General features: G+C 71.7%; 16 protein-coding genes. 6 read left to right on the plus strand and 10 right to left on the minus strand.

What is annotated here, in order from left to right; translation table 11 throughout:
• The first annotated feature begins 21 nt into the window (after window positions 1-21).
• Complete coding sequence (locus J2X26_RS02945) at window positions 22-480, plus strand: hemerythrin domain-containing protein (RefSeq protein WP_307489687.1); 459 nt, start codon at window positions 22-24, stop codon at window positions 478-480.
• Here J2X26_RS02945 and topA read toward each other — a convergent pair whose 3' ends face one another.
• From topA to J2X26_RS02965, 4 genes are all read right to left on the minus strand, one after another.
• Entirely contained in the window at window positions 481-3,204 is a 2,724-nt protein-coding gene (topA, locus tag J2X26_RS02950; RefSeq protein ID WP_307489689.1) for a type I DNA topoisomerase, read from the minus strand.
• Window positions 3,205-3,274: 70 nt separating this feature from the next.
• Window positions 3,275-4,222 carry a phosphatase PAP2 family protein gene (locus J2X26_RS02955; protein WP_307489691.1) on the minus strand — a complete coding sequence of 316 codons (948 nt, stop codon included), beginning with the start codon at window positions 4,220-4,222 and terminating at the stop codon, window positions 3,275-3,277.
• 42 nt (window positions 4,223-4,264) lie between these two features.
• A complete protein-coding gene (locus J2X26_RS02960) occupies window positions 4,265-4,588 on the minus strand; it encodes a hypothetical protein (RefSeq protein WP_307489693.1) in 324 nt (107 codons plus the stop codon).
• A 97-nt stretch (window positions 4,589-4,685) separates the two neighbouring features.
• On the minus strand, window positions 4,686-5,618 hold the full coding sequence (locus J2X26_RS02965; protein WP_307489695.1) for an NAD(P)/FAD-dependent oxidoreductase: 933 nt from the start codon (window positions 5,616-5,618) through the stop codon (window positions 4,686-4,688).
• 66 nt (window positions 5,619-5,684) lie between these two features.
• Between J2X26_RS02965 and J2X26_RS02970 the strand changes: the two genes are divergently transcribed.
• Both J2X26_RS02970 and J2X26_RS02975 read left to right on the plus strand, forming a co-directional pair.
• Window positions 5,685-6,284, plus strand: a complete 600-nt coding sequence (locus J2X26_RS02970; protein WP_307489697.1) for a helix-turn-helix domain-containing protein — start codon at window positions 5,685-5,687, stop codon at window positions 6,282-6,284.
• A gap of 83 nt (window positions 6,285-6,367) precedes the next feature.
• The gene (locus J2X26_RS02975) at window positions 6,368-6,586 is read left to right on the plus strand and encodes a hypothetical protein (RefSeq protein ID WP_307489698.1); all 219 of its coding nucleotides are present in this window, start codon (window positions 6,368-6,370) and stop codon (window positions 6,584-6,586) included.
• A gap of 108 nt (window positions 6,587-6,694) precedes the next feature.
• On the opposite strand, the gene J2X26_RS02980 is transcribed toward J2X26_RS02975, so the two are convergent.
• From J2X26_RS02980 to J2X26_RS03005, 6 genes are all read right to left on the minus strand, one after another.
• Window positions 6,695-7,801 carry an ABC transporter ATP-binding protein gene (locus tag J2X26_RS02980; RefSeq protein WP_307489700.1) on the minus strand — a complete coding sequence of 369 codons (1,107 nt, stop codon included), beginning with the start codon at window positions 7,799-7,801 and terminating at the stop codon, window positions 6,695-6,697.
• Between the two features lie 67 nt (window positions 7,802-7,868).
• The gene (locus J2X26_RS02985) at window positions 7,869-8,861 is read right to left on the minus strand and encodes an ABC transporter permease (RefSeq protein ID WP_439897809.1); all 993 of its coding nucleotides are present in this window, start codon (window positions 8,859-8,861) and stop codon (window positions 7,869-7,871) included.
• A 1-nt stretch (window position 8,862) separates the two neighbouring features.
• A complete protein-coding gene (locus tag J2X26_RS02990; protein ID WP_307489702.1) occupies window positions 8,863-9,840 on the minus strand; it encodes an ABC transporter permease in 978 nt (325 codons plus the stop codon).
• Window positions 9,837-10,910, minus strand: coding sequence for an ABC transporter ATP-binding protein (locus J2X26_RS02995; RefSeq protein WP_307489704.1), 1,074 nt, complete (start codon window positions 10,908-10,910; stop codon window positions 9,837-9,839). Before J2X26_RS02995 ends, J2X26_RS02990 begins: the two co-directional genes overlap by 4 nt.
• A gap of 79 nt (window positions 10,911-10,989) precedes the next feature.
• Window positions 10,990-12,672 carry an ABC transporter substrate-binding protein gene (locus tag J2X26_RS03000; RefSeq protein ID WP_307489705.1) on the minus strand — a complete coding sequence of 561 codons (1,683 nt, stop codon included), beginning with the start codon at window positions 12,670-12,672 and terminating at the stop codon, window positions 10,990-10,992.
• Window positions 12,673-12,764: 92 nt separating this feature from the next.
• The gene (locus J2X26_RS03005; protein ID WP_307489707.1) at window positions 12,765-15,269 is read right to left on the minus strand and encodes a beta-glucosidase family protein; all 2,505 of its coding nucleotides are present in this window, start codon (window positions 15,267-15,269) and stop codon (window positions 12,765-12,767) included.
• A 141-nt stretch (window positions 15,270-15,410) separates the two neighbouring features.
• Between J2X26_RS03005 and J2X26_RS03010 the strand changes: the two genes are divergently transcribed.
• Genes J2X26_RS03010 through J2X26_RS03020 form a run of 3 tightly spaced genes read left to right on the plus strand, consistent with a single transcriptional unit; the run spans window position 15,411 to window position 18,349 of the window.
• Complete coding sequence (locus J2X26_RS03010; RefSeq protein ID WP_307489709.1) at window positions 15,411-16,064, plus strand: TetR/AcrR family transcriptional regulator; 654 nt, start codon at window positions 15,411-15,413, stop codon at window positions 16,062-16,064.
• 51 nt (window positions 16,065-16,115) lie between these two features.
• Window positions 16,116-16,853: a response regulator transcription factor gene (locus J2X26_RS03015; protein ID WP_307489711.1), complete on the plus strand. Its 738-nt coding sequence runs from the start codon at window positions 16,116-16,118 to the stop codon at window positions 16,851-16,853.
• A gap of 2 nt (window positions 16,854-16,855) precedes the next feature.
• On the plus strand, window positions 16,856-18,349 hold the full coding sequence (locus tag J2X26_RS03020) for a sensor histidine kinase (protein WP_307489712.1): 1,494 nt from the start codon (window positions 16,856-16,858) through the stop codon (window positions 18,347-18,349).
• Window positions 18,350-18,525 lie beyond the last annotated feature (176 nt).

Consider the following 18,525-nt stretch of genomic DNA (forward strand, 5'->3'; position numbering starts at 1 on the left):
TCGAGAGAGTTGGGTGTCGGGGTGCCCCCAGTCCCCGACCGTCTTGCCGCGTGGGGGCAACAGCTGGTGGAGGTGCACGACCGGCTGCGCGACGAGCTCGACCGGCTCCTCGACGGGCTCGACGAGACGTCCGAGCTGACCCCCGAGCTGCGGACACACTGCGTGGCGTTCTGCGGCGCGGTCGGTCGGCACCACACGGGTGAGGACCGGACCGCGTTCCCCGCGCTGGCGGCCCAGTACCCGGAGCTGCGGGACACCCTCGACGGGCTCGCCCGGGACCATCACGTGGTCGCGGGCATCCTGCAGAGCATCGACGCGGTGCTCACGAGCAGCGACGACCTGCAGCAGGCGCGCAGCGAGATCGACGGGCTGGCCGCGATCCTCGAGTCGCACTTCCGCTGGGAGGAGCGCGCGATCGTGGCAGCGCTCGACGGTCTCCAGGAGCCGGGGCTGACCGCCGAGCAGCTGTTCGGCGGCTGACTACTTCTTCGCGGCGGCCTTGGGCTTCGCCGGCGCGCGCCGGGCGGGTGCCTTCTTCTTCGCCGGGGCCGACGCACGCTTCTCGGCGAGCAGCTCGATCGCCTGCTCCCGCGTGATGCTCTCGGGCGTGAGGTCGCGCGGGAGGGTCCGGTTGGTGACGCCGTCGGTGACGTAGGCGCCGAAGCGGCCCTCCTTCACCGTGATCGGCTTCTCCGACGTCGGGTCGTCGCCCAGCTCGCGCAGCGGGGGCGCCGCAGTGGCTCCGCGACCGCGCTTGGGCTGCGCGTAGATGGCCAGCGCCTCGTCGAGCGTCGTCGTGAAGAGCGCCTCCTCGGAGGCGAGCGTGCGCGAGTCCGTGCCCTTCTTCAGGTACGGGCCGTAGCGGCCGTTCTGCGCGGTGATCTCGGTCCCGGACTCCGGGTCGACGCCGACCACGCGGGGCAGCGACAGCAGCATGAGCGCGTCGTCGAGGGTGACCGACTGGAGCGACATCGACTTGAACAGCGATGCGGTCCGCGGCTTCGGGGCGGCGGCCAGCGCGCGCTTCTGGGCGGCGGCCGACAGCGACGTGTCGATCTCCGGGTCCGGCAGGATCTCGGTGACGTACGGGCCGTAGCGGCCGTTGCGCGCCACGATCGGCGTGCCGGTCACGGGGTCGGTGCCGAGCACCTGGTCGCCCTCGGGCTGCGTCTCCAGCAGCTCGCGGGCCTTGGCGACGGTGAGCTCGTCGGGGGCCAGCTCCTCGGGCACGGAGGTGCGCCGCGTGGTGCCGTCCTCGGCGGGCTCGGCGGCCGAGTCCTCCAGGTACGGGCCGTACCGGCCGACGCGCAGCACGATGCCCTCGCCGATCGGGATCGAGTTGACCTCGCGGGCGTCGATGTCGCCGAGGTTCGCGACGAGGTCACGCAGACCCTCGCCCTCCTCGTTGCCCGACCCGTCGCCGAAGTAGAACCGCGACAGCCACGCCACCCGGTCCTTGTCCCCCGCCGCGATCGCGTCGAGGTCCTCCTCCATCTCGGCGGTGAAGTCGTAGTCGACCAGCCAGTCGAAGTTCTCCTCGAGCAGCCGCGTGACGGCGAACGCGAGCCACGAAGGCACCAGCGCCTGCCCGCGGCCGGTCACGTACCCGCGGTCCTGGATCACGGAGATCGTGGCGGCGTACGTCGACGGGCGGCCGATCCCGCGCTCCTCGAGCGCCTTGACCAGGGAGGCCTCGGTGTAGCGCGGCGGAGGGGACGTGCGGTGGCCGTCGGCGGTGAGGTCGGAGGCGGACATCGGGTCGCCCTCGGCCATCTTCGGCAGCCGGGCGTCGTCCTTCTCGGCCGGGGTGTCGTCGTCCGACGAGTCGTAGCGCGAGACGTCGCGCCCCTCCTCGTACGCGGCGAGGAACCCGCGGAACGTGATGACCGTGCCGGAGGCGGAGAAAAGGACGTCGGTGCCGTCGGCGGCCGTGGCACCGAGGCGGACCGAGGCGGTCTGCCCGCGGGCGTCGGCCATCTGTGACGCGACCGTGCGCTTCCAGATCAGCTCGTAGAGCCGGAACTGGTCGCCCGACAGCTCCTTGGCCACCTGCGCGGGCGTCCGGAAGTGGTCACCGGCGGGCCGGATGGCCTCGTGGGCCTCCTGGGCACCCTTCGCCTTGCTGGCGTACACGCGGGGCGCGTCGGGGATGTACTCGGCGCCGTACAGCTCCGAGGCCTGCCGGCGCGCGGCGTCGATCGCCTGCGAGCTCAGCGACGAGGAGTCGGTACGCATATAGGTGATGTAGCCGTTCTCGTACAGGCCCTGCGCGGTGCGCATGGTCTGCCGGGACGCCATCCGCAGCTTGCGCGACGCCTCCTGCTGGAGGGTCGACGTGGTGAACGGCGCGGCGGGGCGACGCGTGTACGGCTTGGTCTCGAGCGAGGTGACGGAGAACGCCGAGTCGGCCAGCCCGGCGACCAGGGCGGTGGCCCGGGCCTCGTCGAGGTGGGCGACGTCGGCGGCGCGCAGCTGCCCGGTGTCGAGGAAGTCGCGCCCGGTGGCCACGCGGCGCCCGTCGACCGACGTCAGTCGCGCGCTGAAGGACGGCTCGGCATCATCGAGAACGGCGAACGTGCCGGTCACGTCCCAGTAGTCGGCGGCGACGAACGCCATCCGCTCACGCTCGCGCTCGACCACCAGCCGCGTCGCGACGGACTGCACGCGGCCGGCGGACAGGCCCTGACGGACCTTGCGCCACAGCACCGGGCTGACCTCGTACCCGTACAACCGGTCGAGGATGCGTCGCGTCTCCTGGGCGTCGACCAGCCGGTCGTCCAGCTCGCGGGTGTTGGCCAGCGCGCGCTGGATGGCCTCGGGGGTGATCTCGTGGAACACCATGCGCTTGACGGGGACCTTGGGCTTGAGCTCCTGCAGCAGGTGCCAGGCGATGGCCTCGCCCTCGCGGTCCTCATCGGTGGCCAGGAAGAGCTCGTCGGAGTCCTTCAGGAGCTTCTTGAGCTCACTGACCTTCTTCTTCTTGTCGGCGTCGACCACGTAGTACGGCGCGAAGCCGTTGTCGACGTCCACGGCGAACTTGCCGAACGGGCCCTTCTTCATGTCCGCGGGCAGCTCCGAGGGCTGAGGGAGGTCACGGATGTGCCCGACGCTCGCCTCGACGTCGTACCCCTCGCCGAGGTACCCGGCGATCGTGCGCGCCTTGGCAGGCGACTCCACGATCACGAGCTTGCGCCCTGCAGACATCGGTCAGGCCCTTCTCAGACTTCGACGGGTCGGTCGGCCCGTGCGACGTTGGGGACTCTACGGCGTCCCGTCAACCCCGCGGCAATCGCGATGCTGCGGCCTGGCGCAGCAGCAGCATGATCGCGAACGCCAGGCAGGACGCCATCAGCACGCCCGCGGCGCCGCCGAGATAGGCCGTGACCTCTTCCGCACGAGCGTCCAGGTCGGCCAGGTTCTGCCACGTGTGGGACAGGGCGACGACGGCCGACGCCCCTGCCCCGACCCCGACGACCAGCAGCCCCGCGACGACCCCGCGCATGATGGCCGGCGTGGGGTTGCGGTCCGCCGTGAGCCGGAGCGCACCGGTGGCCGTCGACGCCCGCGCGGGGGTCAGGGCCACCAGCGCGCACGCGATCGCGGTCCACGCGAGCACCACCAGGACGGCCGCGACGACGTCCGACGGCCGGTGCCACTGGCCGATGAGCGTCGAGATCCCGGTGGCCGTCGTGTAGCCGGCGCCGAGCACCGCCGCCCAGGGTCGGGCGCGCGGCGGCACCACGAGGAGCAGCGCCGCCGAGACGGAGGCCGCGGCGGTCGTGTGCCCGCTGGGCAGGGTGTTGCCGTAGTCGGCCTCGACACCGAGGTCGGGGCGGTACAGCACCCACTTCTTCAGCACCTGCGTCGTGAGGTTGGCGCCGATCATCAGGACCGCCACCTGGACGGCGAGCGACGGGCGGCGGCGCAGGGCGGCGATGACCATCGCGGCGAGCAGGACGCCGACGATGAACCCGACGGACACCACGTCGAGCACGCGCTCGGCCACGCGCCACAGCTGGGTCTGGCCGTACAGGGCGCCCTGGAACGCCGCGTTCTCCACCTGCTGACCGGCGAGCGTCTCGACGAACACCCGCCAGAGCAGGAAGACCCCCGCGAACGAGAGCACCGCCACCCCGAGCGCCACCGCGACCACGACGCCGCGACGGTCCCCGGCGTCGGGCGTCGGCCGCACCGGTGCGGGGAGGGTGGGGGCGTCGCTCACCGGACAACGGTAGGTCACCCGGCCGGGTGCGACGGGCCTCGATCACGACACGGGCGTCGGCTCCCCCGGCCCGACGACGACGGCGTGGCGGCAGCCGCCGAGGCGGGCCCGTGCGTCGTCGTCCGCGTTGATGCACAGCAGGCAGCCGCCGCGCCGCTCCAGCTCCCACCCGGCCTCGTCGATCGCGTCGGCGGCGTGCCCGCTGCGCAGGCGCACGGCCGCGAGGTCGAGCACCACGAGCGACGCCGACATCGACAGCGCGCCGAGGAGCGCCCGGAGCCGCGCGACGTCCGCCCGCCCGAACGAGCCGGCGGGTCGCACGTTCGCGGTCAACCAGGCAGGGACTTCTGTGGTCGACGTGCTCATGGCGGGCCTCCCGGCTCTCATCGTCACGCGGTGCTCCACGTGCTCGACCCCCACTTCACCCACCGGGCCTGTGGAACGCCTGGACGTGACCGTCTCTTTACCTGTGGAGGTCGACGACGGCACGCGCCGTGTCCTCGGCGATCAGGTCCATGTTCAGCGCCGCCGCCGCGCGGGTGCCCGCCGCCATCGCGCCTGTGACCTGGGCCATGAGGTCGGTCGCGTTGCCGGCGACCCAGACGCCCGGCACCGAGGACGCCCCCATGAGGTCGGAGGCGGCGTGCTCGCCCACGCCCATCTCGTGCGGCACGGCCGTCAGGCCGAGACCGGCCAGCCCGTCGAGCCGCGCGACGAACCGCGGCATGACCGTGAGTGCGGACCGTTCGACCACGTCCCCGGATGCCAGGCGCACACCCGTGAGACGCCCGTCGGTCGCCAGCACCTCGACGACGACCCCCCGCACCACGCGGATCCCCCGCGCGGCCAGCTGCTCGGCCTGCTCGGGCGTCGGCTCCGGGGCGGTGTGCTGGAGCAGCACCACGTCGTCGGACCACTGCCGGAACAGCAGCGCCTGGTGCACGGCGCGCTCGGACGTGGCGAGGACCCCGATCGGCTGGTCCCGCACCTCCCAGCCGTGGCAGTACGGGCAGTGCAGCACGTCATGGCCCCAGCGTTCCCGCAGGCCGGGGAGGTCCGGCAGGTCGTCGACGAGGCCGGTGGCCACCAGCAGCCGTCGCGCGCGCTCGGTCGTCCCGTCGTCCAGGGTCACGACGAACCCGTCGTCCTCGCGCTCGGCGGCGACCACCCGGCCGGTCCGCAGCGCCCCGCCGTAGCCGGCCAGCTCCGCCCGACCGCGCACCAGCAGCTCGAGCGGGGACACGCCCTCCTGCCCGAGGATCCCGTGCACCCCGTCGGCAGGCGCGTTCCGTGGAGTGCCGTCGTCGATCACCAGCACCGACCGACGGGCCCTCGCCAGCGTCACCGCTCCGCTCAGACCCGCAGCACCACCACCGATGACGACCACATCTCTCATGCGGCAAGCATCCGGTGGCCCGTCGAGAAGCGGCAAGCATCGTTGCCGAAGTGGCAAACTGCGGAGATGGACGACGTCGACCAGCTGATGCGCACCGTCGGACCCCGGCTCCGGGCCGTCCGGCAGCAGCGCGACCTGACCCTCGCGCAGGCGTCCGACGCGACCGGCATCTCGGTCAGCACCCTGTCCCGCCTGGAGTCGGGCACCCGACGGCCGCAGCTGGAGCTCCTGGTCCCCCTGGCGAGCCTCTACCGGGTGCCGCTCGACGAGCTGGTCGGCGCCCCCGCCACCGGCGACCCGCGCATCCACCCGCGTCCCGTCATCGAGCACGGCATGACGGTCATCCCCCTGTCCCGACGGAGCGGTGGTCTGATCGTCTACAAGCTGGTCCTGCCACCCGGCGGCCCGCACCCCCACCCGGAGACGAACTCGCACGAGGGCTACGAGTGGCTGTACGTCATCGACGGCCACCTGCGCCTGGTGCTCGGCGAGCACGACCTCGTCCTGCCGCCCGGCGAGGCCGCCGAGTTCGACACGCGCGTCCCGCACTGGTTCGGCAACGAGACCTCGGAGCCCGTCGAGCTGCTCAGCATCTTCGGCGCACAGGGTGCCCGCGTGCACGTGCGTGCTCGCCCGAAGGCGCGGTCGCGCCCCGGCGACGCGTGAGAGGTGGTCGACCCACACCGGTGCCGCGAACGGTCGGTACGGTGTCCCGACGGCATCAGGGGGTGCCGCGAACGGAGGCTTTCGTGGACGAGCAGGACCGGGTGGACGAGCAGGACCGACCCACCGAGGACGCCCCCGAGCGCACAGGACCGGGCACGGGCGACCGCGCGCTGCTGGTGATCGGCACGCTCTTCACCGTCGTCGGCATCGTCCAGCTCGTCGGTCCCGGCAGTGGTGGGGTCGCGTTCCTCGTGATCGGCCTCGTCTTCCTGGCCTCCGCCGGGGTGCGGCGCAGCCGCTGAACCGAGCACACCCGACGCAGTCACCTCTCGCGTCGTGCCTGCTGGCGAAGGGCCGCCCCGCCCCCGACCAGCAGCCCTGTGGAGAGGGAGCCGGGGGCAGGGCGGGGATCAGCGGACCGACAGCTCCACGGGCACCGGCTGCGGCTCGAAGCCGGCCGCGGCGACGGCCTCGGGGTCGTGGCGCAGGCACGCGACCGACCGGCGGGGGTCGTCGCCCTCGACGGCGGGCGCGACGAGCTCCGGGGTGATCGCCGCGCACGCGTCGAACGCGAACGCGCAGCGGTCCCGGTACGGGCAGCCGGTGGGCAGGTTCGACATGTCCGGGGGTGAGCCCGGGATGCCTATCAGCTCGCGGCGCGGACCGCGCAGGGGCGGGAACGAGTGCAGCAGCGCGTCGGAGTACGGGTGGCGCGGGCGGCGGTACATGTCCTGCGCGGAGGCGTCCTCGACGATCTCGCCGGCGTACATGATCGCGATGCGGTCGGCGATCTCGATCAGCAGCGACACGTCGTGCGTGATGAAGATGACCGAGAAGCCGAGCCGCTCGCGCAGCTCCGCGATCTGCTCCACGATCTGCCGCTGCATGACCACGTCGAGGGCCGTCGTCGGCTCGTCCATGATCAGCACCTGCGGGTCCAGCGCGAGGGCCATCGCGATCATCACGCGCTGCCGCATGCCGCCCGAGAGCTGGTGCGGGTAGTCGCGCAGCCGGTCCGCGGAGATGCCGACGAGCTCGAGCATGCCCGCGGCACGCTCCAGGGCCTCCTTCTTGGTGACCCCCGGCAGGTGCGCGGAGATGCCGTCGGCGATCTGCCGGCCGATCCGGTACACCGGGTTGAGGGAGTTCATCGCGCCCTGGAAGACGATCGCCAGGTCCTGCCAGCGGGTGGCCCGCAGCTGCTGGTCGTTCAGCGTGAGGATGTCGGTCTGCTGCCCCGACCGGTCGGTGAAGATGACCTCCCCGCCCGTGATGAGGCCGGGCGGCGGGAGCAGCCGGGTGGCCGCGTACGCGAGCGTCGACTTGCCGCAGCCGGACTCGCCGGCCAGGCCGAGCACCTCGCCGCGGTTGAGGGTCAGCGAGACCTGGCGCAGCACGTGCGTCGGGTCGTCGTCGTACCCGTAGTCCACCGACAGGTTCTTGATCTCCAGCACGGGATCGGTCGCGGCGGCGTTCGCTCGAAACGCGCGCTGGGTGGTCACGGCGCTGTTGCTCATGCCCTGTCCTCCTTGGCCTCGTAGACGACCGGCGTGAAGCCGATGGCACGCTGCGCGGACTCGACGCTCATGCGCGGTCCTCCTTGGCCTCGTAGACGACCGGCGTGAAGCCGATGCGGGGGCGGATCCTGCGCTTGCGCATCGACCGGGCGTTGAGGCCGACCGAGCGCAGGCGCGGGTTGACGAACTCGTCGATCCCGAAGTTGATCAGCGTCAGTGCCATGCCGAGCAGGGCGATGAGCAGACCGGCGGGGACGAACCACCACCACGCGCCGCGCTGCAGGGCCAGCTGCGCCTGCGCCCAGTACAGGACGGTCCCCCAGTTCCACTCGTTGGTGGGCGTGATGCCGACGAACGAGAGCGTGATCTGGGACAGGACCGCGAACCCGACGGTGCCGACGAAGCCCGCCGCGATGATGGCCGTGAGGTTGGGCAGGATCTCCGCGGAGATGATCCGCCACGTGCTCTCGCCGTTGGCCCGGGCCGCTTCGACGAAATCGCGTTTCCGGAGCGAGAGCGTCTGCGCCCGCAGGACGCGGGCACCCCACGCCCAGCCGGTCGCGGCGATGACCAGGGCGACGGTGAGCCCGCCGGCGGACGGCAGCTGGCCGGCGATGATGATGATGAGCGGCAGCTGCGGGATCACGAGGAACACGTTGGACAGCGCCGAGAGCGACTCGTCGCCGAACCCGCCGATGTAGCCCGCGGTGACGCCGACGATCACGCCGATGACCGTCGCGACCGTGCCGGCCACGAACCCGACCACCAGCACGCTGCGCGTGCCCAGGATCAGCTGGCTCATGACGTCCTGCCCCTGGTGCGTGGTGCCCATGAGGTGCTGCCACGACGGGGACTGCAGGATGGCCGACGACCGCGCGTTCGGGTCGTACGGCGCGATCCACGGCCCGATGATCGCGATGAGGAAGAAGAACCCGAGGATCACGAGGCCGGTGAGGGCCTTCGCGTTGCGCATGAACAGGAAGCGGCGCTTGCCCTTGCGGGGCGTCGTCGCGTCCGGCGTGATCTCCAGGTCCTCGAAGAATGCGGCTTCGACAGTCATGTCAGCCCTCCTGTCGCGTGCGGGGGTCGAGCACGCCGTAGGCGACGTCGGCGGCCATGTTGGCGAGGAGCACGGCGAACGTGATCACGAGGAAGCACCCCTGCATGAGCGGGTAGTCCTTCGCGTTCACCGCGCTGAACAGGTAGTAGCCGATGCCCTGGTAGGAGAAGACGATCTCCATGACCAGGGTGCCGCCGACGATGAAGCCGAGGGACAGGGCGAAGCTGGACACCTGCGGCAGGATCGCGTTCCGGGCGGCGTAGCCCATCCGCACGGTCCGCTCCTTGAGGCCCTTGGCCTGCGCGACCGTCACGTAGTCCTCGGAGGACACGGTGACCATCATGTTGCGCATCCCGAGCATCCAGCCCGCGATCGACGACACCACGATCGTCATCGCCGGGAGGAACCCGTAGTAGATGACGGACCCGATGAACTCCCAGGACAGCGTGGGCACCATGCTGCGGTCGTAGCTGCCGCTGGCAGGGAACCAGCCGAGCGTCACCGAGAACAGCGAGATGGCGATCAGGGCGAGCCAGAAGTACGGCACCGCCGAGAAGAACGTGGACAGCGGGAGCAGCCCGTCCATCCAGGTGCCGCGGCGCCAGCCGATGCCGGTGCCGACCAGGGTGCCGAGCGTGAAGCTGATGATCGTCGCGACGCCGACCAGGCCGATGGTCCACGGCAGCGCCTGCCGGATGACGTCGGCCACCGGCGCCATGTACGTGAACGAGATGCCCAGGTCACCGTGCAGCAGCAGCTTCCAGTACGCGACGTACTGGTCCCACAGCGACATGTTCTCGTCCAGCCCGAACAAGGCCCGCAACGCCTCGGCGGCGTCGGGGCTGATCCGGCCCTGGTTCTTGGCGATGAGGGCGCTCACGGGGTCGCCCGGCATGATCCGCGGGATGAAGAAGTTGATCGTGATCGCCGCCCAGGCGGTGATCGCGTAGAAGACGATGCGTCGGGTGAAGAACTTCATCGGTCGACCTCCAGCACCGAGACGTCCACGGCCGGCCGCTCGCCGTACGCGTCGAGCACCGAGCCCAGCGACGGGCGGTCCTCGCGGTCGGAGTAGCCCCAGCAGGCGGCCTCGCGCCCCTCGCCGACGGCGATCAGCGGCGGCACCTCGGTGCGGCACAGGTCCGTGGCGAACGGGCAGCGCGGGTTGAACCGGCACCCGGTGGGCGGGGCCACCAGGCTCGGCGCCTCACCACGGGCGCCACGGGCGCGGGACTCCAGGTCGTCCGGGTCCGGCGCGGAACGCACCAGCAGCTGCGTGTACGGGTGCTTCGGGTCCTGCGTGACGGACTCCGAGTCGCCGGTCTCCACGATCCGGCCGGCGTACATGACCATCGTCCGGTCGGCGAAGTAGCGGGCCGACGCGATGTCGTGCGTGATGTAGAGGATCGCGAGCTGCAGGCGGTCCCGCAGGTCGCGCAGGAGGTTGAGGATGCCGAGGCGGATCGACACGTCGAGCATGGAGATGGGCTCGTCGGCGAGCAGCACCTCGGGGTTCGCCGCGAGCGCGCGGGCGATGGCGACGCGCTGCCGCTGTCCGCCGGACAGCTCGTGCGGGAACTTGTCGATGTACCGGGCGGCCGGGCGCAGCTGGACGCGGTCCAGCAGCTCGTCGAGGGCCGCCTCGAGCTCGACGCCGCGCAGGCGACCGCGGTGGATCTTGAGGCTGCGCGTCAGGGTGTAGCGCACGGTGTGCACGGGGTTCAGCGACCCGAACGGGTCCTGGAAGATCATCTGGACGCGGCGCACGTAGCGGTGGAACGCCTTGCGGTTCTTCGCCGTGGCGTCCTCGCCGTGCAGCAGGATCTGCCCGCCCGTGACGGGCATGAGCTGCGCGAGCAGCCGGGCGATCGTGGACTTGCCGGAGCCCGACTCCCCCACCAGTGCGACCACGCGGCCGCGGTACAGCTCGATGTTGACGTCGTCGACGGCGTGCACGACCTTGCGGGACCGGGTGCCGCGCACCGGGAAGTGCTTGCGGAGGTCGATCGCCTGCAGGACAGGCGGGTCTTCGTGGTGCGGGGAGCTCATCGGGTCACCTTGGGGGTCGGGTGCGGGCCGGGCGCGTGGTGCGGCGGGCGAGGGGCCTCGCCCGCCGCACCACGTCATCTCACTCTGTCGGGACGAGCTTCGACAGGATCAGAGCGGCCTGCGGACCCGTCGGCTGCGGGTTCGCGTACGGGTCCTCATCGGTCGGGAAGCCCGTGTAGTTGACCGTCGAGTACTGCGCGACGGCCGGACGGGACCAGATGACGAGGCCGGGGACGTCGTCCACGAACGCCTTCTGGACGATGTCCAGCGCGGCGGAGCGGGCGTTGTCGTCGGTCCCGGCCTTGAAGTCGGCCAGGGCCGCCGTGACGGCGTCGTTCTTGTAGCGGCCGAAGTTCCACGTCGCCGACTCACCGAGCGGCACGTAGGACGCGCCGTCCATGATGTTGGAGTACATGTTCCACGGCGTGCTGCCCCCGTCGGTCCAGTGCAGCGACGCCTGGAAGTTGCCGAACGGAATGATGTCGTTGAACCAGGTGTCCTGGACGACACCCTCGACGGTCGCCTCCGCACCGAGGGCGGCTGCACCCTCGCTGATGATGCCGAGCGCGTCCAGGTAGTCCGTCCAGCCCGTCGGGTTCTGGAGCTTGAAGGTGACCTTCTCGCCGTCGGGGTCGACCAGCGCGTCGCCGTCCCAGGTGTAGCCGGCGTCCGTGAGGACCTCCTTGGCACCGTCGACGTCGACCGTGAGCTCCTGGTCGAGGAACTCGTCCGAGATGAACGCGTCACCCGAGGGCTGGGGCAGCCCGGTGACGCTCTTGATCTGCGGCCAGACGCCGTAGCCGGCGGTCGCCGAGATGTCCGAGCGGTCGACGACCATGTTGAGCGCCTTGCGGAACGCCACGTCGTTGAACGGCTTCGTCTCGTTGTTCAGGTAGAGCACGTCGACGCCGAAGCCACCGCCCGCGACCTGGTGGAAGTGCTCCGGGTCCTTGGCGATGAACGTGTTCTCGAAGTCCGGGATGAACGTCCAGCCCCACTGCGCCTCACCGGTGGTGAGCGCCGTGGTCAGGCCGGCGTTGTCGTTGAACGTGTCGTACCGCAGCGTGGCGACCTTCGGGGTCTCGCCCCAGTAGTCGGTGTTCGGCTCGAGGGTCACGGCCTGCGGCGTGAAGCTCTTGAGCTTGAACGGGCCGGTGCCGATCATCTCGTCGTCGGTCCAGGTCACTGCGTCCTGGCCCTCCCACAGGTGCTTGGGCACGATGAGGAGCTTGAGCAGCTTGTCGCGGTTGACGTACTGGCCGGACTCGAAGTTCACCGTGACCGTGTTGCCGTCGACCGTGATGTCGCCGTACTGGTCGGGGAAGTCGGTGTTCAGCTCCTTGTTGTCCTTGCGGAGCTGGATCGAGAACGCGATGTCGTCGGCCGTGAAGTCGGTGCCGTCGGACCACTTGACGCCCTCACGCGCGGTGATGACGGCCTGCGTCGAGTCGGCGTTCCACTCGACGCTCTCGGCGAGCCACGGCGTCGGGGGGTCCGTCGGCTTGAGCTCGTTGACCTGCATGAGCGACTCGTAGACCGCGAACGCGTACCCGAGCGAGAGCGACGCGGAGCCGGTCGCGAGCGGGTTCTGGTTCGGCTGCTGCGGGCCGTTCGGCATGCCGATCGTCAGGATCTTGTCCGAGGCGCCGTCGGCGCCCCCGGTACTGTCGTCGCTGGAACCGCCGCTGCCGGAGCAGGCGGTGGCGAGCAACGCGAGGGTGGCCGCCGTAGCGACGACCGTCGAGAGCTTGCGGATTCTCACGAGTGCCTCCTTGCACTGATGCGGAAACTGCTGGTCGTGCCGGTCCGACGGGACTGCGGATCTCGCCGGACCGGGACTTGCGGGGGCCGTGCCTATGCCGACGAGGGACTGCGCACGGCCACGTCGACGCTGAGGCGCAGGTCGCTCGAGGAGCGGCCGACGCGGATCGGGTAGGTACCGGCCGGGGTGACCCAGCCGGGCAGTGCGTTGTCCCAGGTCCGGAACGCCTTGGCGTCCACCCGGACCTGGACATCTGCGTGCGCGCCGGCTGTGGCGTGCACGACGGCGAACCCGCCGAGCCAGCGGACCGGACGCGACTCGTCCGGGACGGGGGGCTCGACGTAGACCTGGACGACCTCGCGCGCGTCACGGGCGCCGGTGTTGCGGACCCGGACGTCGAGGACGACGGACCCGTCGGCCTCGACAGCGTGGGACACCGACTCGTACTCCCACGTGGTCCACCCGAGTCCGTGCCCGAACGGGGCCGCGGGGGTGCGGTCGAGCCGGAGCCACGAGCGGTACCCCACGTGGACGCCCTCGTGGTACTCGATGACGCCGTCGACGGGGACCGCGTCGGGCACCGGCACGTCGGACTCGTGCGCGGGGAGCGTCCAGGGCAGCCGGCCCGTGGGTTCGGTGATCCCGGTGAGCACGTCCGCGAGCGCGTCGGGCCACTCCTGGCCGCCGAGCCAGGCCCACAGGACGCACGGCACCTCGTCGAGCCACGGCAGCAGCACGGGGGCGCCGGCGTTGACGACGACGATCGTGCGCGGGTTCGCGGCGAGCGCGGCCTTGACCAGCTGGTCCTGCGTGCCGGGGAGCGCGAGGCTCGTGCGGTCGTACCCCTCGGACTCGATCTCCTCGTTGGTGCCGACGACCACGATCGCCAGGTCGGCCGCGGCGGCCGCGTCGACGGCGACCGCGAGCAGCTCGTCCGGGGAGGTGCCGGGGACCCGGTGCACCAGCTCGGCGCGCGCGAAGCTGGCGTACCCCACGGGGTGGACGACCTGCACGAGGGCGTCGATCTCGACGGTCGTCGGCTCGGTCACCTCGATGACGAGGGTCGCGGGGACGGGCTGGTTGACGCTGGAGTCGAGGATGACCTCGGCGCCGACCACGTGCTCGCTGGTGGAGAGCACCTGCCCGCCGACCGAGATCCGGTGCTTGCCGACGGTGCCGACGCCCACCTCGTGCCGGCCGGGCTCGTCGAGCCGGACGGTGCTGCGCAGGCGCAGCGCGACGGCGGGGCCGGGGACCTCGCGGAGCCAGCCGGGCCAGTCCGTGACGTCGGTGGTGACCAGCACGGTCCCCTCGGCGGCGAGCAGCTCGCCGAGCGCACCCGGGTGGCCGTCGGGCGTGGTGCAGCGTCCGGCCAGGTCGAGCGCGGGCGGCAGCAGGCGGGACACCGCGCCGGGGTGCACGTCGACCTCGACCTCGCCGAACGCGTCGCGGAGCGCGGCCTCGGGCGTGGACGTGTGGTCCGGACGGACGTACGCGGAGCCGCCGCCCTGCACGAACGGGTGGACGGCGTTGGGTCCGAGCAGGGCGATCCGGGTGACGTCGTCGGGGGCGACGGGCAGCGCGTGCTCGTCGTCGCGGAGCACCACCATCGAGCGGGAGACCAGCTCGCGCAGCACGCCGCGCACGTCGACGTCGGCCACGCGGTCCCGCTGGGCGCCCGACGGCTCGACCCCGTCGAGGGCACCGACGCGCTGGGCGAGGCGGAGCAGGCGCAGGACCTTGGCGTCGAGCAGCTCCTCGCTGACGGCGCCGGAGCGGACGGCGTCGAGGAGCCCGTCGCCCCAGGGTCCGTCGGGTCCGGGCATCTGCAGGTCGAGGCCGCCCTCGGCGGACGCGACGACGGAGGTGGTGGCCACCCAGTCGCTCATCACGACGCCGTCGAAGCCCCACTCGTCCTTGAGCACCCCGGTGAGCAGCGGGCGGTGCTCGGCGGCGGTCGCGGCGGTCGTCCCGTCGTCGATCCCGGAGTACGCGCTCATGACCGACCACGCCTGGGCCTCGTGCACCAGCTGCTCGAACGGCGCCAGGTACACCTCGCGCAGGGTCTGCTCGTCGACGCGCGCCAGGTAGGTGGTGCGCTGGGTCTCGGAGTCGTTGGCGACGAAGTGCTTGACGCACATGCCGACGCCCCGGTCCTGCGCGGAGCGGACCACGTGCACCGCGATCGCGCCGGTGAGCAGCGGGTCCTCGGAGTAGCACTCGAAGTGCCGGCCGCCGACGGGCGTGCGCTGCAGGTTCACCTGCGGGGCGAGCACGACGTCGACCCCGTGCCGACGGGCCTCGGCGGCGAACACGTGGCCCACCTCGTCGGCGAGGTCGACGTCCCACGTCGCGGCGAGCGCGCTGGGTGCGGGGAACGAGGCGGAGGTCTCGTCGGCGGAGTCGGAGACGCCGCGGACGCCGGCGGGTCCGTCGGAGACGTGCATGGCGCGCAGTCCGATGTGCGGGATCGCGGTGGTGGACCACAGCCCGGCGCCGACGACCAGGCGCACCTTCTCCTCGAGGCTGAGAGCAGCCGTGAGGTCGGTGAGGGGCCGGTCAGCCGTGGGCGGCTGGATGGCTGTGTCGAGGGACACCGCGTGTTCTCCGATCGGACGTCGTCGTCTTCTGCGGCGAATCTACGCACGACTTACTTACATGTCAGTAAGTTCTGGATCACGGTTTGGTATCGCTTACTGACTTGTCAGTAACTTCGCTTGCGGCGCTATGGTTCGGTCATGGACGACGCCGTTCCCCCCGCCGCAGCGCCACAGCGCCGCGCACGGCAGCCCCGCCAGGCGACCACCGAGCGCCGCGCGGAGATCCTGCGGGCCGCCGCCCACACGTTCGGGTCCAAGGGCTACAAGAACGGCTCGCTCGCCGAGGTCGCCGAGCAGGTCGGCATCACGCACGCCGGCGTCCTGCACCACTTCGGCTCCAAGGAGGCGCTCCTGGTCGAGGTGCTCGAGTTCCGCGACAAGGAGGACGTGCGGGACCTCGAGGGTCAGCACATCCCCGACGGCATCGAGCTGTTCCAGCACCTCGTGCGCACCGCCCGGATGAACGTCGAGCGGCGCGGCATCGTCCAGGGCTACACCGTGCTCACCGGCGAGTCCGTCACCGAGGACCACCCGGCCCGCGGCTGGGTGACCAACCGGTTCACCATCCTGCGCGGCGAGATCACGGCCGCGATCATCGAGGTCGGCGGCGGGGACGTGCCGCAGGACGTCGCCGAGTGCGCCGCCAGCGCGATCATCGGCGTCATGGACGGCCTGCAGGTGCAGTGGCTGCTCGACGACGGCGTCGACCTGCCGACCGCCACGAAGTTCGCCATCGAGGCGATCCTCACGGCGGCGCTGCTGGGCACCGGGCGACCGCACCCGCTCAGGTAATTCACAGGGTCGTTCCAGGCGCACGTCAGGTACCGGTCAGAGGGTATGGCCATGACAACGACCACCACCCGTCGCCCGGAGGTTCTGTCCCGCGCCGACGGCTCCCCTGTCCGCGCGCTCGTGGTCGACGACGAGCCGACCCTCGCCGAGCTGCTGTCCACCGCCCTGCGCTACGAGGGCTGGCAGGTGGACCATGCGCTGAGCGGCCACGCCGCCGTCCGCGCCGCCAAGACGCTCGACCCCGACGTCATCGTGCTCGACGTCATGCTCCCCGACCTGTCGGGCATCGACGTGCTCCGCCGCGTCCGCACCACCCACCCGAACGTCCCCGTGCTGTTCCTCACCGCCAAGGACGCGGTCGAGGACCGGATCGCGGGCCTGACCGCCGGTGGCGACGACTACGTGACCAAGCCGTTCAGCCTCGAGGAGGTCGTCGCCCGCCTGCGCGCCCTGCTGCGCCGCACGGGCGCCGTCTCGTCCCGCGACGAGGCCACGCTCGTCGTCGGCGACCTGACGATGGACGAGGACAGCCACGAGGTCACCCGTGGCGGCGAGGACATCCGCCTCACCGCCACCGAGTTCGAGCTGCTCCGGTACTTCATGCGCAACCCGAAGCGCGTGCTGTCCAAGGCGCAGATCCTGGACCGCGTCTGGCAGTACGACTTCGGCGGCCAGGCCAACATCGTCGAGCTCTACGTGTCCTACCTGCGGCGCAAGATCGACAAGGGCCGCACCCCGATGCTGCACACCCTGCGCGGCGTCGGGTACGTGCTCAAGCCCTCCGTCTGATCGTGGGCCGCTGGACGCTGCGCCGACGGCTGGTCGTCGTCGTCGTGGCGCTCGTGGCCGTCGTGGCTGCCGCCATGGGCACGCTGTCCACCCTGGCGCTGCAGAGCTCGCTGACCACGCAGCTCGACGAGAAGCTCACCGCCGCGCACCGGCGCACAGTCGACGGCCCCGTGCGGGTGGGCGGCATCGCCGTCGCCCCCGACCAGGCGGCCGACGAGCTGCCGGCACCACCGGGCAGCACGTTCCGACCCGGCCAGGACGCGGGCACCGTCAACGTCCAGGTGCCCGACGGCGCCGGCCCCGCCGACCTCACCGCGCTGCAGGCGGGATACGTCGACGACGACGGCAACCTGGTCGCGCTCGACCAGACGCAGACCGAGCAGCTGCTCGCCGTGCCGACCGACGGTGAGCCCGTCTCGATCGTGCTGTCCGACCTGGGCGGCTACCGGGCGATCGCCAGCGTCGCCACCGACGGGACGACGAACGTCACCGCCCTGCCGTCCACGTCCGTGACCAGCACCGTCACGACGTTCGTCGCCGTCGAGGTCGTCGTCGCCGCGCTCGCCCTGCTGGTCGCCGCGGCCGCCGGCATGGTGCTCGTGCGCCGCGAGCTGCGACCCCTCGACCGCGTCGTCGGCACCGCCAACCGGGTCGCCCGGCTCCCCCTCGACCGCGGCGAGGTGGTTCTCGCCGACCGCGTGCCCGCCCGGGACACCGACCCCGCGACCGAGGTCGGGCAGGTGGGAGCCGCCCTGAACAAGCTGCTCGGGCACGTCGAGCAGGCCCTCGGTGCCCGGCACGAGTCCGAGTCGCAGGTGCGCCAGTTCGTCGCCGACGCCAGCCACGAGCTGCGCACCCCGCTGGCCTCCATCCGCGGGTACGCCGAGCTGGTCCGCCGCTCCCCCGACGACGTGCCCGTCAGCGCGCTGCAGGCGATGTCCCGCGTCGAGTCCGAGTCCGAGCGCATGACCGCCCTGCTCGAGGACATGCTGCTGCTCGCCCGCCTGGACGCCGGCCGACCCCTGGCGTCCGAGCCCGTCGACCTCACCGTGCTCGCCATCGACGCCGTCACCGACGCGCACGCCGCCGGCCCCGACCACGACTGGCGCCTCGACCTGCCGTCGGAGGAGCACCTCGAGGACGCCCTCGTGGTCGGCGACGACCACCGGCTCCGCCAGGTCCTGGCCAACCTCCTGTCGAACGCCCGCCTGCACACGCCCGCCGGCACCGCCGTGACAGCCCGCGTCCGTCGCGCCGGCGACAAGGTCGTCCTGCAGGTGGCCGACGACGGCCCCGGCATCCCGCCCGCCCTGCGCGAGAGCCTGTTCCAGCGGTTCACGCGCGGCGACGCCTCCCGCAACAGCGCGACGGGGTCCACCGGCCTCGGCCTGGCGATCGTGCACGCGGTGGTCACGGCCCACGGCGGCACCATCACGGTGTCGAGCGGCCCCGGCACCACGTTCACGGTCACCCTCCCGGCCGCGCTCGCCGCCTGACCCTCCCCGCAACGTCCGCACATCAACGCGTCCCAACGCCCTTCTGTGCGGACGTCCCCGCAATCACCCCCGCAACGTCCGCACATCAGAGGGTTCCAACGCTCTTCTGTGCGGACGTTGCGGTCGCGGGAGCGGGGTGAGCGCGGGAGCCTGGACGGGATTGCCGACGATGTCTC

The organism is Cellulomonas humilata (genome assembly GCF_030814415.1).
Taxonomy (GTDB): domain Bacteria; phylum Actinomycetota; class Actinomycetes; order Actinomycetales; family Cellulomonadaceae; genus Cellulomonas; species Cellulomonas humilata_A.